Genomic DNA, 15,271 nt, shown 5'->3' on the forward strand with positions numbered 1-15,271 from the left:
CGGGGTGGCGGTCAGGGTGGCTGCCCGTCCCACCGGTGGTTCGTGGTCAGGACGTCTTGCGCGTCGGTGAGGCGGTCCAGGCCCTGGACGGCACGGGAGGTGCGCTGATTGGCGGCGAGCCGCGTGCGGTGGCGGTGCACGAAGGACCAGTAGCCGGTGGTGTAGGGGCAGGCCCGCTGCCCGGTGCGGTCGCCGGGCCGGTAGGCGCAGCCGTCGCACAGGTCGCTCATGCGGTGGATGTACGCACCGCCCGAGGTGTACGGCTTGGTGGTCATCCGGCCGCCGTCGGCGTACTGGGACATGCCGGTGACGTTGGGCAGCATCACCCAGTCGTATCCGTCGACGAAGCAGCGGTGGAACCAGTCGGTGACCGCTCGCGGGTCCCAGCCGCGCTGCAGGGCGAAGCTCCCGAGGACCATCAGCCTGGGGATGTGGTGGGTCCAGCCGGTGTCGCGGACCTGGGCGAGCACGGTGGCCATGCAGCGGGCGGTGACGGCGTCGGCGTCCAGGTCGAGGAACCACGCGGGCGGACGGGCGTGGTGGTGCAGGGCGTTGTGGTGCCGGTACTCCTCGCCGAAGTACCAGTAGAGCTGCCAGACGTACTCGCGCCAGCCCGCGATCTGCCGGACGAATCCCTCGACGCTGTTGACGGGCGCCCGTCCGGCGCGCCAGGCCTTCTCGGCGGCGGTGACCACCTCGAGCGGGTCGAGCAGCCCGAGGTTCAGTGACGAGGACAGCAGGCTGTGGCTCATCACCGGGTCGGCGGCGAGCATCGCGTCCTCGTGCGCACCGAAGCCGGTCAGCCGGTGCTCGATGAAGCGGCGCAGCGCGCTCAGGGCCTCGCGGCGCGTGGCGGGGAAGCGGCGGGGGCCGTCCCGGCCGACGAAGCGGATGCCGTCGTCCCGTTCCCAGCGGTCCAGGTCGGCGCGGACCTCGGCGTCGATGTCGTCCTCGTGGGGCCGGTAGGGCTTCGGCGCACCGAGCGTGCGCGCGCCCCTGGGTGGGGGTTCGCGGTTGGCGTGGTCGTGGTTCCAGCGTCCGCCGACCGGGGTGTCGCCGTCCATGAGGAGGTCCAGTTCGCGGCGCACCCAGTGGTAGAAGTCCTCCTGGCGCAGCCGGCCGGCGTCGTGTCCCTCGGCCCAGGCGCGGAAGGCGTCGTGGGGCAGCAGGAATCCGCGTGCGGGCAGGACCCGCACCTGCTCCATCGAGCGCACCAGCCGCAGCGCGGCCCTGGACGTGGGGTGGTGGACGGTCACGGCTGCGTCGCCGATCGCCTCACCCAGCCCCTCCCGGTACGTCTCGGCGCGCACGTAGCGGACGCGGCCGCCGAGCTCGGCGGCCCGGTGACGCATCGCGGAGAGCACCAGGTGGGCCTTGGCCCGGTGAAAGCGGCGCCGCCGGAACACCGAGCGGGCCTCGATCATCACCATGGACGTGTCGCGGGCGGGCCCGCCGTCCTCGCCCGGGGTGAGGAAGTGCGGGCCCAGCTGGTCGCCGAACAGCCAGTGCGGGTCGGTCATGGTGCGTCCCGCGGGTACCGGGGCCGGCGGAGCCGACGCGGCGTGTGCAGCGGGCAGCGCACCCGGTACCCGGCGTCCAGCGGCTCCGGCGCCGGCTGTGCGTTGAGGTAGCCGCCGGCGCCGGTCACCAGACAGGTCATCGGATCGGCCTTCGCCGCTCCGCTCGCATGCGTCGTCCCGGCCGTCTCGTCCGCCACGCCAACCGCCTCAGCCGTCGTCAGTGCGCCGCAGGCGCCTCCCGTACTTCTACGGTGCCGCACGCCCGTGCGGATGCGCCGGGTGCGCGCGGCAGACGGGTGAGGCGGAGAGCTGTGGCCGAGCGGATGCAAACGGTCGGCCTGGGCGGTGGCGGGCTTCACAGAAATTCCTCGTCCAGGCAGTCGTGGCCGCAAGCGAATCTGTGTGACGGTGGAGGGAAGACAACGAGACCGGCCGGCATCTCTCGGTGCCGGTCCTTGGGGAGTTCGGGCGTTGCCCCCATCCCGGGCACCCGCCCCCCTCCATCGTCGTACACCCCTCAACAGGGGTGCTTCGTCCTTGGGCTCACCAACCCCCGGAAGGGGGCACGCCCGCATGAACATCACCACCACGATCGACGGCACCTCCGCACGCCTCTCCCTCTGCGGAGAGATCGACTTCGACGCCCTGCCCCCGCTACGCGCCGCAGTCGACGCGCTGCCGCCGCAGGTGACCGACCTGCGGTGGGACCTGACTCACACGCCCTTCATGGACGTCGCCGGCCTCCACCTCTTCTTCACCCCCACCACGAGCGGCGGCCCCAAGCGCCGGGCGACCGTGACCGGACTGCGCACACAGCCGCTGTCGCTGCTGCTGATGGCGGCCGACGTGAATCCCACCCTCTTCGACCTCTCTCGTCTTCTGCCCGACGTGCCCCCAGCCGAGCTGAGCCTGTAGTCCGGACGTCCGGGACCTGGTGGAAGGGGCTGAGGGGCGGCGACGCTTTCGGAACGCCGGGCAGTTGTACCTGCAGCACCCCGCCGGCCATCTCCCGTTCGTTCAGGGAGCAGGCATGAGTGTGGGATCACGGGGCAGGCGAAGCGTCGTCGAGCCGTTTCGGCACGCGGCGGTGGTGAGATCGATCGTGGGAGGGGAATCAGCATGGCGCCCAGCACGCTGGCAGCGGGGACCCGGACGGCCGAGTTGCCGGAGGTCGCCGATCCTTCCCGGATGGCACCCAAGGACGCTCGCGACATGTCGAAGCTGTTCTTCCGGCAGCTGGCGGTCCTTGAGGAGGGCACGCCGGAGTACAGCTACGCTCGCAACACGCTGATCGAGATGAACATGTCCCTCGTCCGCTACGCCGCGGGCCGCTTCCGCAGCCGCGGGCCGGAGGAGATGGAGGACATCGTCCAGGTCGGCATGATCGGCCTGATCAAGGCCATCGACCGGTTCGAGCTGTCCCGGGAGGCGGAGTTCACGTCCTTCGCCATCCCCTACATCGTCGGTGAGATCAAGCGCTTCTTCCGCGACACCACCTGGGCCGTGCACGTGCCGCGCCGCCTCCAGGAGGCCCGTGTCCAGCTCGCCAAGGCGACGGACGAGCTGCGTACCCGTCTCGACCGCGATCCGACGGTCAAGGAACTGTCGGAGCTGATGAGCCTGTCCGAGGAGGAGGTCGTCGAGGCCCGGCTGGCCTCCAACGGTTACAACTCCTCCTCTCTGGACGCCGCGATCAACGGCAGCGAGGACGGCGAGAGCGCCCTGCAGGATTTCATCGGTGCCGAGGACGCGGCGCTGGAGCTGGTGGAGGACTTCCACGCCCTCGCCCCCATGATCGCCGAACTCGACGAGCGCGACCGGAAGCTCATCCACATGCGGTTCGTGGAGGAGCTGACCCAGGCTCAGATCGGCGAGCGCCTGGGTGTGTCGCAGATGCACGTCTCGCGGTTGCTGTCCCGGTGCCTGGCCCGACTCCGTGAGGGCATGCTCACGACCAGCTGATTCTCTTCGAGGTGCCACGCTGATGCCCGCCGCGGTTGTGGCGGGCATCAGCCGCGTCCGGTTCCTCCGGCTGCCGGGTGCAGGCGGCGAGGGCTTCGTGAAGGGTGGGGTGGCAGGGAATGACCTCGGTGAGGCCCACGATCCCGAAGGGCTCGGAGAGGGCGGGGCTCGGGGCGGCGAGCCGCAGTCGGCCGCCCTGGGCCTGCGCGGCGTGATGAGCGGCGATGAGGGCGTTGATGCCGCTGGAGTCCATGAAGGTGACGCCGCTGAGATCCACCACCGTCACCTGGGCGGCAGCGCCGTCGGCGGTCAGGGCGTCCAGGAGCTGTGGGGCGCTGTCGAGATCGATCTCGCCGCACACCGTGAGCACCCTGACGCCACCGCTCTGGCCACGGGTGATCGAAAGGCGCCCGCTGTAGTCGTCCGTCACAGCCCCTCAGCATCTGTCGGTGCCGCCCAGAACCGCTTCCTCGACGAGGATCCGCTCGCACATGGTACTGGTAGTGCTCCCGGATGGCCCTGCCGCAGATAGACGTTGCGCGGGCGGGATACCCGCCCGGAAGGACGGCGTGAGCGACTGAGGCTGGAGTGGCAGGGCGGATGGGTGCGGATCCGGAACACGAGTGTTGCCAGGGAGCGGACGCGACGGCGGTCGAGGAGACCATTCCCCTGTCGGGAGACGCCTCCTGCATAGCCGAGGCCCGTCACCGAACGGCCGTCTTCCTCGGCCGGGTCGCAGCCGCCGACTGTGGCACGACGGTGTCGGAGCGCGTCCTGGGCCTGGCGCAGCTCGTGGCGAGCGAGTTGGTCACCAACGCCTGCAAGTACGCCCCCGGCCCCCTTCTGCTGCGGCTGCGCCGGGCGGAAGCTGCGGTGGAGGTGGAGGTGTGGGACGGCCGTCCGGACATTCCGGCGGCCGAGCAGGCGGACCCGTACCGGGTGGGCCGGCACGGCCTGGAGATCGTGAAAGCGGTCGCGGCCGACCTCACCGTCATGCCTGAGGCGGCCGGCAAACGGATCACCGCCAGGATCGCGCTCGGCTCATCGGTCTGACGCTTGCCGGACGGCTGAGGTGGCCGTCAGGACGAGGGCGGCCTGGTCGTCGTCCATGCCCGTGGTGCCGGTGAACGCGCGCACGGCCCGGGTGAGAGCGTCGATGACGGCTTCTGGGCTGGTGTCGCGCCGGGTGGCCAGCGTCTGTGTGAGGCGGTCTTCGCCGAACTGCTCCCCGTGCTGGTTGCGGGCCTCGGTGAGGCCGTCGGTGTAGAGGAGCAGACTCTCGGTCGGTTCGAGGTGAAGACGGTGGGTCTCCGGATCGGGGTGTGGGGTGACACCGAGGAGCAGACCCTCGCACCGGACGGGGCGAGGGGCGCGGCTGCCGCGGATGTGGAGGGGCAGGGTGTGGCCGGCGCGTACGAGGGTGATGTCGAGGCCCCCGTCGGCGGCGGGCGTGAGGTGGCCGTACACGAGGGTGACGAACCCGGTTCCGTGGCTGTTCGGGCGGTCGAGGAGGGCTTTGTTGATCGCCTGGACGACGGCGTCCGGCCCCGGCAGGAGGGGGGCGACGGCGCGTGCGGTGTTGCGGACCAGTGCGGTGGTGGTGGCGGCGGTGGCACCGCGTCCACAGACGTCGCCGAGCATGAACGCCCAGGTCAGGTCGGTGAGGGGGAAGACGTCGTAGAAGTCGCCGCCGATGTCGAGTCCCTCCCCGGCCGGGTGGTAGTACGTGGCCACCCGCGCTCCCGGCAGAACGGGGACCTCGGGCAGCAGCAGCCCTGCCTGCAGGTCACGGGAGAGGGCGGCGCGCTGCGTGTACTGGCGGGCGTTGAGGGCGGCCGAGGCGGCGCGGCGTGCGAGTTCTTCGGCCAGGGCGACGGTGTGGCCGCCGAACGCGCTGTCCTCGGTGGTCAGCAGGGTCAGGGTGCCGAAGGCGCGGCCGCGGTCGAGCAGGGGGACGCACAGGTAGCCGGTGACCTTGAGGTCCTGCCAGGGGCCGGGGCCGGTGGGGGCGCGACGGGCGACCTCGCTCAGTCCGGAGGCCAGGACGCGGGCGACGGCGTCGTCGGCGGCGTCGTAGACCGGGATGTGCGAGGCCAGCAGCGCGTCCTCGTCCGGGGTGGGGGCGGCGGTGGCGATGCGGCGCACCCGGCCGGCTTCGACGACATCGATCGCGCACAGCGGTGCCAGCTTGGGGATGCACAGCTGGGCCAGGCGCTGGAGGGTCTGGGTCTGGTCGAGGCCGGCGGTGAGCCGGGTGCTGGCCTCCAGCAGGAAGGCGAGGTCGTCGCGGGCGGCCTTCTCCTTGGCCTCGGCGGCCCTGCGGGCCTCCTCGGCCTGGTGACGTTCGATGGCCAGGGCGGCGGTGTCGGCGAACACCCTGGCCAGAGCCAGGTCGGCGGCCTGCGGCGCGCGGGGGGTGCGGTGGTACATCGCGAAGGTGCCGAGCAGAGAGCCGTCCCGGGCCAGGATCGGAGTGGACCAGCAGGCCGCCAGCCGCGCTCGGTCGGCCAGGTCCCGGAAGTCGTCCCAGAACGGGTCGGTGGCGATGTCCGAGACGATGACCGGTGTTCTGCGGTGTGCGGCGGTGCCGCAGGAGCCGACTCCTTCGCCGGTGGCGATGCCGTCGATGGCCTGGTTGTAGAAGTCGGGCAGGCTGGGCGCGGCGCCGTGGCGCAGGTGCCGGCCGTCGGCGTCCGCGAGGAGGACGGAGACGAGGACGTCCTGGGGTGCCAGCTCCTCGATGGCGCGGGCCATGCCGTCCAGCACCTGCTCCAGCGGTGCCTGGCGGGCGATCTGCTCCAGCAGGACGCGGTGCTCGGCCGTCAACCGCTGGGCCTGCATGAGCTGGGTCGTCTCCACACCGATGAGGCGTACGCCGATGACGTTGCCACCGACGTCCAGCCGGGGCTCGTAGGTGAAGTCGAAGAACGCCTCGCGCGCGTCCGGGCCGGAACCCAGGACGACACGGGCGCCGCGGCCGACATACCGCTCGCCGGTCCGGTACACCCGGTCGAGCAGGTCCAGAAACCCCTGGTCGGCGAGTTCCGGCAGCAGCTGCCCCAGCGGCACGCCGGTTCGCGCCCGCGCATCGCCACCGATCGCGGTGAAGAAGGCGGCGTTGGCCGCCTCCACCATGTGCGCCGGACCGGCCAGGGACGCGAACACGGCGGTGGACTGACCGAACAAGGCCCGTAGATCGCCTTCGGTGTCCGCCGTGTCGGTCCGGTCAAGGCCTGCGGAGGAGGAAGGTACGGGTTCCTGTTCCGAGACGTGGCTCATCGCCCGCTACCTTCCACTAGCCGAACGCAACGACGGACCGTCCTCGCTGCCAGATTCACGGACCGACCTGCGTACCGGAAAGGGGCCCCTCACAGGGGCCCCTTTCCGGTACGCGGAGGTCAGTGCTTGAAGGCGTCCTTGGCCTTTTCCTTGGCTTCGCGGGCGTCCCCGATGCTCTTCTCCGCCTGGCCTTCGGCGGCCATACGGTCGTTGCCGACCGCGCTTCCCAGGGCCTCCTTGGCCTTGCCCTTGGCCTGCTCGGTCTTCGCCTGCGCCTTCTCGTGGGCAGTCACGGAACAACGCCTCCTCGTAGCTTCTTGGGGACCGCGGTCGCGGTAACCCGCTCGTGCCCCTGCTTTCCCCTCATAAACAAGGTGCCGATACCGCCTGTTGCGGAAAAGGCGGGGAATACGGTGCCCATGTGCCGGTACTCCACAGGATGAGGCCCGCCGGGCGGGGAAGCCTGTGCGAGTGCTGCGGAGTCCACCGCCCCGCACGCAGTCGGCCGATCACGCAGGAGACCTGGTGAACGACGCAGAGGGCACTCTCGCCATCAGTACGCATCCCACTCCGGCGGGGCCCGTCGTCGTGCACCTGGCCGGGGAGCTGGACCACTACACGGGGCCCCGCTTCCGGCTGGCCGTGGAGGAGGTGCTGCGGGATCCGGGCGCGGGCGTCATCGCCGACCTGTCGGACCTGCACTACTGCGACTCCACGGGGATGACCGTGATCATCACGGCCTGTCGTCGCGCCCAGGCGGTGGGCTCCTCCTTCGCGGTCGCGGGTCTGAGCCCGGCCATGGACCAGCTCTTCCGGATGGCGGGTATCGATCAGTTGTTCCCGTTGCACGCCAGTGTCCAAGCGGCTTCGGAAGCGCTGCGCGGCAGTTGAGCACGAGGGCGCCCCGGCGTCCCGAGGTGCCTCCCGTGCGGGTGCCGGGGTGGGCCCGCACTATTCTGGGACCCGCGAACGGCGGCCGTGGAACGGCGCGTTCACGCGAAGGGAACGGGGGCACCGCCTGGGGGAGCACAGACGTGGCCAAGGACCTTGGCCGGCATGAGGGGAAGGGTGTCGCGTGGAGCGTTCAGGCCGGCCGGTGAACAGGCCGCGGGCCGCGGTCGCCGGTGATGTGTTCGCCGCCGACCGGGAGGTGGGCGGGCACCTTGCCGAGGTCGACTGGGCGGCCACGCCGCTCGGCCCGCCGCAGGAGTGGCCGCAGAGTCTCCAGACCGCTGTCAGCATCCTGCTGTCCTCCCGGTTCCCGATGTGGATGGCGTGGGGCGAGGAGCTGACCTTCTTCTGCAACGCCGCCTACCGGCGCGACACGCTCGGCCGCAAGTACCCGTGGGCGCTGGGCCGGCCCGCGAGCGAGGTGTGGGCGGAGATCTGGGGGGACATCGGCCCGCGCATCGAGGCCGTGCTCAGTACGGGCGAGGCCACCTGGGACGAGGGGCTGCTCCTCTTCCTGGAGCGCTCCGGCTACACCGAGGAGACGTACCACACGTTCTCCTACAGCCCGCTGAGGGACGACGCCGGTGACGTCGTCGGCATGCTGTGCGTGGTCAGCGAGGACACCGAACGGGTGATCGGCGAGCGGCGCATGGCCACCCTCCGGGACCTGGGCTCCGACCCGAGTGTGCTCCGTACCGAGCAGGAGGTGCTGGCCTTCGCCGACCAGCAGCTGGACCGCAACCGCAAGGACCTGCCCTTCACCCTGACCTACCTGTTCGACGGCGACGCCGCCTGGTTGGCCGGGGCGACCGGTGTGACCCCCGGCCTGCCCGTCGCACCGGAGACCCTGTCCCTCGCGGGCCCGGAGGGTGTCTGGCCCGCCGCGGCGCTGGCCGAGGGCGAGACCCGGGTGGCGCCGCTGACCGGCGACGCGTTCGACGACCTGCCCGGCGGTGACTGGCCCGAGCCCCCCGTGCAGGCGCTCGTGGTGCCCTTGCTGCAACAAGGCAGCGTGCCGTACGGCTTCTTCGTGGCCGCCCTGAACCGCTACCGCGACCTGGACGACGGCTACCGGGGGTTCGTCGAGCTGACCGCCGGACACATCGCCTCCGGGATCGGCAGTGCCCGCAACTACGAGGCGCAGCAGCGGCGGGCGGAGGAACTGGCCGAACTGGACCGGGCCAAGACCACCTTCTTCTCGAACATCAGCCACGAGCTCCGCACTCCCCTGACGCTGATCATGGGACCGGTCGAGGAGCTGCGCACCCGGCTCACCGACGCGGACGCGGAGACACGTCAGGAACTCGACGTCATCCATCGCAACGGGCTGCGGCTGGGCAAGCTGGTCAACACGCTGCTGGACTTCTCCCGGATCGAGGCCGGGCGCATGCAGGCCCGCTACGAGCCGGTCGACCTGGCCGCGGTGACGGCGGAGCTGGCCAGCGTCTTCCGCTCGGCCATGGAGAGGGCCGGGCTCGCCTTCGACGTGGCCTGTCCCGCCCTGGACGAACCGGTGTACGTGGACCGCGGCATGTGGGAGAAGGTGGTCCTGAACCTGCTGAGCAACGCGCTGAAGTTCACCTTCGACGGAGCGGTGCGCGTGGCCGTGCGCCGGTGCGGCTCCCACGCCGTGGTCACCGTGGCCGACACCGGGACCGGCGTGCCGGAGGCGGAGATGCCGCGGCTGTTCGAGCGCTTCCACCGCATCGAGAACGCCCGCTCCCGGTCCAACGAGGGAAGCGGTATCGGACTGGCCCTGGTGAAGGAGCTCGTGGGTCTGCACGGCGGCACGATCCGCGCCGAGAGCACCGAGGGGAAGGGCACCACCTTCACCATCCGGGTGCCCTTCGGCACCGCGCATCTGTCCAGCGACTCCGTGGCGCCGGAACCAGGCGGCAGCGCGGCCTCGGCCACCGCCGACCCCTATGTGGAGGAGGCCCTGCGCTGGCTTCCGGCGGCTGACGTCGGCGCCGCGGCCGAGGACCGCCCGGAAGGGGTGGGAGCCGTCGCGCCCGGGTCCGGTGCCGGCTCCTCCCGGAGCGCCCGGGTGATGGTGGCCGACGACAACGCCGACATGCGGGAGTACCTCACCCGCATCCTGGCTGCCGCGGGGTACCAGGTCGAAGCGGTCACGGACGGCGTCGAAGCACTCGACGCCGCCCGCCGCCGCACTCCCGACCTCGTGGTCAGCGACGTGATGATGCCCCGGCTGGACGGCCTGGAGCTGGTGGCGCGACTGCGCGCCGACCCGCGTACGGCCTCGGTGCCGGTACTGCTGCTGTCGGCCAAGGCCGGGCAGGAGGCGTCGATCGAGGGATTGCAGGCAGGCGCCGACGACTACCTGGTGAAGCCCTTCGCCGCGGCCGAGCTGCTGGCCCGGGTGCGCGCGAACGTCGAGCTGGCCCGGCTGCGCGGCCATCACCTGCGCTGGCGGACGGCGCTCATCGACTCCCTCCAGGAGGCGTTCTTCGTCTGCGACGAGTCCGGGGCCGTCGTGGAGATCAACGCGGCCTTCACCGACATCCTCGGCTACGGTCCCGAAGACCTCCCGTACACCCCGATCCACCCGTGGTGGCCGGACGAGGCCACCGATCCGAGCGCCTACCAGCAGGTCGGCGACGCCTTCGCCGGCCTGCTGGAGAACTCCCAGGGCTCGTACACCGTCCCGGTCACGCATCGTGACGGCCGTCGCCTGTGGATCGCCGTGACCTTCAACAAGGCCGAGGATCCGGACACCGGGCGCCGGGTCACCGTCGGCACCTTCCGCGACGTCACGGCCGAGCACTACGCCGTCCAGCGTGAGACGGCGCTGGCGGCGCTCAGCACCTCCCTGTCCCGTGCCGTCAGCCTGCCCGAGGCACTGTCCGGTGCCCTGGACGAGCTGCGCTCGTTGTGGCGGGCACGCGCCGTGGTGGCCGCCGTCTTCACCGGCGGCGACGTACCGGCGCTCACGGCCACCGACGCGGACCTGCGGTGGGAGGACCTGCCGACCGAGCGTCAGGAGCTGCTTGCGGCGCTGCGCCGGCGGCCCGTGCTCACCGCCGAGGCGGACGACAGCGGTGCCGGTGTCCTGCTGGAGCACCCCGAAGGCCCGATGGTCCTGTGGGTCGATCCGGGCGGACACCGGCCGTTCACCTCCGAGGACCGGCTGCTGCTGTCGCTCCTGGCCGGGCACCTCGCACAGGGACTGGTCCGCGCGCACCAGATCGACCAGCAGCGGGAGACCGCCATCGCGCTCCAGCGCGCCATCCTGGGCCCCGCGCGGCTCCCCGAGGGCTTCGCCGTGCGGTACGAGCCCGCCACGCGTCCGCTGGAGGTGGGCGGCGACTGGTACGACACCGTCGCCCTGGCCGACGGACGGATCGGCATCGTCGTCGGCGACTGCGTCGGCCGGGGCCTGGAGGCGGCCAGCGTCATGGGGCAGCTGCGCAGCGCCTGCCGCGCACTGCTGCTCCAGGATTCCAGTCCCTCCCGGGCGCTGATGGCTCTCGACCAGTTCGCGGCCAGTGTTCCCGGCGCACTGTGCACGACCGTCTTCTGCGGTGTACTCGACCCCGGCACCGGAGAGCTCACCTATTCCAGCGCCGGCCATCCGCCGGGCATCCTCGTGCACGCCGACGGCACCACGCGGCTTCTGGAGGAGGGTCGTTCGCTGCCGCTGGCGGTACGACCGGGCCGACCGCGCCCGGAGGCCGCGTGCTCCCTTCCCGCGCGGGCCACGCTGCTGCTGTACACCGACGGTCTCGTCGAACGCCGGCGGCGTCCGCTCACCGCGGGGATCGAGCAGGCGGGCGACGCTGTCCAGGAGGGCCGCGCCATGCCCGTCGAGGATCTCGCCGGCGCGGTGATGGCGAAGCTCGCGCCGGCCGGCGGGTACGACGACGACGTGGCCCTCCTGCTCTACCGTCACCCGGCGCCGCTGGAGATGTCCTTCCCGGCCGAGTCCGCTCAGCTGGCGCCGGTCCGCAGGGCGTTGCGCTCCTGGCTCGACCAGTGCGACCTGCCGCCGAACGCGGTGCAGAACGTCCTCGTCGCCGCCGGGGAGGCCTGCGCGAACGCGATCGAGCACGGCCACCGGCACACCCCGGGGGAAGCCGTGCGGCTGCGCGCCGAAGCGCTGGTCGACACGCTGCGTGTGACGGTCGTCGACAGTGGCCGGTGGAAGGTTCCGCAGCCCGAGAAGAACGCTCACCGTGGCCGGGGCATGTCCCTGATGCACGCACTGATGCAGCAGGTCACCGTCGCCCCCGGCCCGTCCGGTACCACCGTCGACATGCAGATGAGGATCGCCTGATGACCACCCCGCTCACGCTGACACCCGGCCGGAGCCCGGACGGCACCGACCGCCTGGCCGTCAGCGGCGAGATCGACATGAGCAACGTCGGTGATCTGGCCGAAGCCCTGGACAGCGGCTCGGGTCCCCTGGTCGTGGACCTGACCGGGGTGGAGTACCTCGACAGCGCAGGGCTGAGCGTGCTGTTCGCCCACGCCGAGAGGCTGGAACTCATCGTGCCCCCGTTGCTCGGACCCGTCCTCTCCGTCTCGGGCCTCGCCGATCTGGTCACCGTCCGCGGTCTCGAGACCCGCGACGGGCCGCAGTGCTGAGCCGAACCACCGGAGAAAGCCGCACCGTCCCGCCCGGCCAGGAGTGATGTCTCACGTGACCGACACCCTCGACACAACCGTCCGCCACCCCGGTGACCGCACAGCCGTCGTCGTGGTCGCCGGTGACATCGATCTGCACACCGCGCCCGTGCTGCGCGCGCGGGCGCTGACCGTTGTGGAGCAAGGTTCCCCGCACGTCGTCCTGGACCTGGCCCAGGTGGACTACGTGGACTCCACCGGCCTCAGCACCCTCATCGTCCTGCTGCAAGCCGCTCAGGAGGCAGGCGGCTCGCTCCGGGTCGCGAGCGTCCCCGACCGTCTCGTGCGCATGGTGACCCTGACCGGCATCTCCCAGATGCTCCCCCTCCACGACACGGTCGCCGACGCGCTGGCCGCCCTCGGTGCGGCCGGTGCCGACGGCAGCGCCGGCCCGTCCGCATGACACCCACGGCAGGCTGACACGGGACCCGCGAGTCCCGCAGGGTGTGATCAGTGGGCGCGTGCGAGGGGCTGTTCGGACCAGATGGTCTTGTGGTTCTGGCCGTGGCGGCAGCCCCAGCGGTCGGCGAGTCGGGCGACGAGGAACAGTCCGCGTCCCCCCTCGTCCGTGGTACGAGCGCGGCGCAGACGGGGTTGGGCGCTGTTGGAGTCGGTGACCTCGCAGACCAGGACGTGGTGCCGGATCAGTCGCAGCTCCGCCGGCGGACGACCGTAGCGGATCGCGTTGGTGACCAGTTCGCTGACGATGAGCTCGGTGGGGAACAGGAGGTCGTCCAGCCCCCATGCGGTGAGCCGGCGGGTCGCCCATGCCCGAGCCTCCGAGACGGCAGCCGGATCAGCCGGTATCCGCCAGCGAGCGGTGTCGTGGGCGGGTACGGCGCGGGTGCGTGCCAGCAGCAGGGTCGCGTCGTCACGTGGTGCTTCGTCCACCAGGTGGTCGAGGAGGGTCCTGCCGGTCTCCTCCAGCGCGCGGTCCGGGCGGCAGGAGGTGGCGAGAGCACCGGTCAGCCGCTGGAGCCCGGCGCAGACATCGTGTCCGGCTCGCTGGACCAGGCCGTCGGTGTACAGCGCGAGGACGCTGCCCGGCTCGACGTCGATCGTCGTCGTCTCGTACGGCATGCCGTGGACGGCGAGGGGCGGCCCCGGGACGATGTCGACGGCTTCGGCACTCCCGTCGGGCCGCACGAGCACCGGCGGCGGGTGCCCGGCACTGGCCATGGCGCAGCGTCGCGTGACCGGGTCGTACACCGCGTACAGACAGGTGGCGCCCACGGCGTCGTGGTCGCCGGAGGGTGCTTCCGCCGCGAGGCGCTGGACCAGGTCGGCGAGACGCGTGAGCAACTCGTCCGGCTCGAGTTCGAGGTCGGCGAGGGTCTGGATGGCGGCGCGCAGCCGGCCCATCGTGGCACTGGCGGGTATGCCCCGGCCGATCACGTCTCCGGCGACGAGGGCCAGCCGGAGCGCGGGCAGGGGTATGGCGTCGTACCAGTCGCCGCTGGTGCCGCCGCCACGCTCTGAGGGCAGGTAGACGCCGGCGGTCTCGGCTGCCGGGGTGTCGGTCGTGGCCGGGGGAAGGAGTCTTTGCTGCAGGGCCACGGCGGTTCTGTGCTCGCGCGTGTAGCGGCGGGCGTTGTCGATGGCGAGTGCTCCCCGTGAGGCGATCTGCCGCATGAGATCCACCTCGTCCCCGGTGAACGGTTCGGAGGGACCGGTGCGCCAGACCACGATCGCTCCGAGGGTGAGGCTGCGGGCGTGCAGCGGTGCCACCATCACCGCCCGGACGTCGTGCGGGAGGAACTGCTCGGCCGCATGGGGGCCGCCGATCAGGGCGATGTAGTCGTCCCGGTCGTAGACGACCGTCTCGCCGTGCTGGAAGCGGCGCAGGAGGGGGTGGTCGGACAGGGACGGAACGGGGTTGCCGCGCTGGATGCCGGGCGGCCAGTCCGCGGTGGCCGGCGCCAGGGCGGCGTTGCACAGATGCGGATCTCCGCCGCCCAGCAGCTCGGCGGGCTCGTCACCGTCGAAGACGGCGTCCGCAAGGTCGACTGCCGCGAGATCACCGAAGGTGGGTACGAGGGTGTCCGCGAGGTCCTGTGCGGTCCGCACGGCATCCAGGGAGCCCCCCACCCGCTCGGCGACCGCGTGGGCGAGATCCAGCTGTCGGCGGGCACGCGGTCGGTCGGTGTCGTCTATGTACACGGCTGCGACTCCGGTGGGGTGTCCTTGCGCGTCCTCCAGTCGGAAGGCGGACAGCGACAGCGCCTGTCGCCGCGCCGGTTGCTGTCGCCAGCCCACTCGCTGCTCCCTGTGGACCACCGGGACGCCCGTCTCGAGCACCTGTCGCAGTACCGCCTCGATGCTCTCGGCGTCCTCGGCGCACAGCACGTCGCTCAGCCGGGCGCCGGGCTGTACGGGACGGCCGTCGGGAGTGTCCGGCACGGCGTTCGTCTGCACGGTGGTGAGATCCGTGTCGTGCAGGGCGATCGTGATCCGTTTCTGTGCGGACAGTGCGCGCAGGAGGGCCGCGCCGTGCCGATGGTCGGCGACGTGCGGAGTGGGCGCCGCTAGCACGAGGAAGTCCGCCGAGCCGCTCACCCGTGTGGTCCGGAAGGTGACGTCGACCGTGTCGCCGCACTGGTGACGCAGTCGTACCCGGCCGGCCGCCGGCACGTGTGCGGCCCTGTGCGGGTCGTGCGGGAGGCCGGCCACGAGCTCCCGCACGGGGCGGCCGTGGACGTCGTCGGCGCGGAACCCGGTCAGGTCCTGTGCCGTGCCGGTCCACCCCACCACCGTGCCCCGATCGTCGAGCACGGCCGCGGCCAGACCGTCGAAGGCGGGCGGCCGGTCGCCGGGGCCGACGCCATAGACGCCCGTCGCGCCTCGAAGGGCGCCGACCGGGTCGGCGTTCTCAACATCCGATGCGTCCATGTCTCAGGTGTTCCTCACGGGGTTCG

Annotated in this window: 13 protein-coding genes; 7 read left to right on the plus strand and 6 right to left on the minus strand. The window is 71.7% G+C overall.

Annotation, left to right across the window (positions count from 1 at the left end; all coding sequences use genetic code 11):
- Positions 1–11: 11 nt before the first annotated feature.
- Positions 12–1,520 carry a cryptochrome/photolyase family protein gene (locus tag AB0G52_RS19070; RefSeq protein ID WP_361337391.1) on the minus strand — a complete coding sequence of 503 codons (1,509 nt, stop codon included), beginning with the start codon at positions 1,518–1,520 and terminating at the stop codon, positions 12–14.
- Positions 1,517–1,717 (minus strand): hypothetical protein, encoded by a 201-nt coding sequence (locus tag AB0G52_RS19075; protein ID WP_361337393.1) that lies wholly within the window; start codon positions 1,715–1,717, stop codon positions 1,517–1,519. Before AB0G52_RS19075 ends, AB0G52_RS19070 begins: the two co-directional genes overlap by 4 nt.
- Before the next feature lie 376 nt (positions 1,718–2,093).
- On the opposite strand from AB0G52_RS19075, the gene AB0G52_RS19080 reads away from it, so the two are divergent.
- Entirely contained in the window at positions 2,094–2,435 is a 342-nt protein-coding gene (locus AB0G52_RS19080; protein WP_361337394.1) for an STAS domain-containing protein, read from the plus strand.
- A 204-nt stretch (positions 2,436–2,639) separates the two neighbouring features.
- Positions 2,640–3,482, plus strand: a complete 843-nt coding sequence (locus tag AB0G52_RS19085; protein ID WP_132891403.1) for an RNA polymerase sigma factor SigF — start codon at positions 2,640–2,642, stop codon at positions 3,480–3,482.
- On the opposite strand, the gene AB0G52_RS19090 is transcribed toward AB0G52_RS19085, so the two are convergent.
- Positions 3,469–3,912: an STAS domain-containing protein gene (locus AB0G52_RS19090; protein WP_361337396.1), complete on the minus strand. Its 444-nt coding sequence runs from the start codon at positions 3,910–3,912 to the stop codon at positions 3,469–3,471. The genes AB0G52_RS19085 and AB0G52_RS19090 overlap by 14 nt on opposite strands.
- Positions 3,913–4,082: 170 nt before the next feature.
- On the opposite strand from AB0G52_RS19090, the gene AB0G52_RS19095 reads away from it, so the two are divergent.
- Positions 4,083–4,535 carry an ATP-binding protein gene (locus AB0G52_RS19095; RefSeq protein WP_361337398.1) on the plus strand — a complete coding sequence of 151 codons (453 nt, stop codon included), beginning with the start codon at positions 4,083–4,085 and terminating at the stop codon, positions 4,533–4,535.
- On the opposite strand, the gene AB0G52_RS19100 is transcribed toward AB0G52_RS19095, so the two are convergent.
- Together AB0G52_RS19100 and AB0G52_RS19105 are read right to left on the minus strand one after the other, a co-directional pair.
- The gene (locus AB0G52_RS19100; protein ID WP_361337399.1) at positions 4,524–6,761 is read right to left on the minus strand and encodes a SpoIIE family protein phosphatase; all 2,238 of its coding nucleotides are present in this window, start codon (positions 6,759–6,761) and stop codon (positions 4,524–4,526) included. The genes AB0G52_RS19095 and AB0G52_RS19100 overlap by 12 nt on opposite strands.
- Positions 6,762–6,880: 119 nt before the next feature.
- The gene (locus tag AB0G52_RS19105) at positions 6,881–7,054 is read right to left on the minus strand and encodes a CsbD family protein (protein WP_132891407.1); all 174 of its coding nucleotides are present in this window, start codon (positions 7,052–7,054) and stop codon (positions 6,881–6,883) included.
- A gap of 232 nt (positions 7,055–7,286) precedes the next feature.
- Between AB0G52_RS19105 and AB0G52_RS19110 the strand changes: the two genes are divergently transcribed.
- The 4 genes from AB0G52_RS19110 to AB0G52_RS19125 all read left to right on the plus strand — a co-directional run bounded on the left by AB0G52_RS19110 (position 7,287) and on the right by AB0G52_RS19125 (position 12,759).
- Positions 7,287–7,652 carry an STAS domain-containing protein gene (locus AB0G52_RS19110; RefSeq protein ID WP_361337401.1) on the plus strand — a complete coding sequence of 122 codons (366 nt, stop codon included), beginning with the start codon at positions 7,287–7,289 and terminating at the stop codon, positions 7,650–7,652.
- A gap of 184 nt (positions 7,653–7,836) precedes the next feature.
- Complete coding sequence (locus AB0G52_RS19115) at positions 7,837–12,006, plus strand: SpoIIE family protein phosphatase (RefSeq protein ID WP_361337403.1); 4,170 nt, start codon at positions 7,837–7,839, stop codon at positions 12,004–12,006.
- Positions 12,006–12,317, plus strand: a complete 312-nt coding sequence (locus tag AB0G52_RS19120; RefSeq protein WP_361337405.1) for an STAS domain-containing protein — start codon at positions 12,006–12,008, stop codon at positions 12,315–12,317. Before AB0G52_RS19115 ends, AB0G52_RS19120 begins: the two co-directional genes overlap by 1 nt.
- Positions 12,318–12,363: 46 nt before the next feature.
- Positions 12,364–12,759, plus strand: coding sequence for an STAS domain-containing protein (locus AB0G52_RS19125; protein WP_361337406.1), 396 nt, complete (start codon positions 12,364–12,366; stop codon positions 12,757–12,759).
- A gap of 47 nt (positions 12,760–12,806) precedes the next feature.
- Here the strand turns inward: AB0G52_RS19125 and AB0G52_RS19130 are convergent, their stop codons facing one another.
- Complete coding sequence (locus AB0G52_RS19130) at positions 12,807–15,245, minus strand: SpoIIE family protein phosphatase (protein WP_361337408.1); 2,439 nt, start codon at positions 15,243–15,245, stop codon at positions 12,807–12,809.
- Between the last annotated feature and the right edge of the window lie 26 nt (positions 15,246–15,271).

This window comes from Streptomyces sp. NPDC021562, from assembly GCF_040640875.1.
GTDB lineage: Bacteria > Actinomycetota > Actinomycetes > Streptomycetales > Streptomycetaceae > Streptomyces.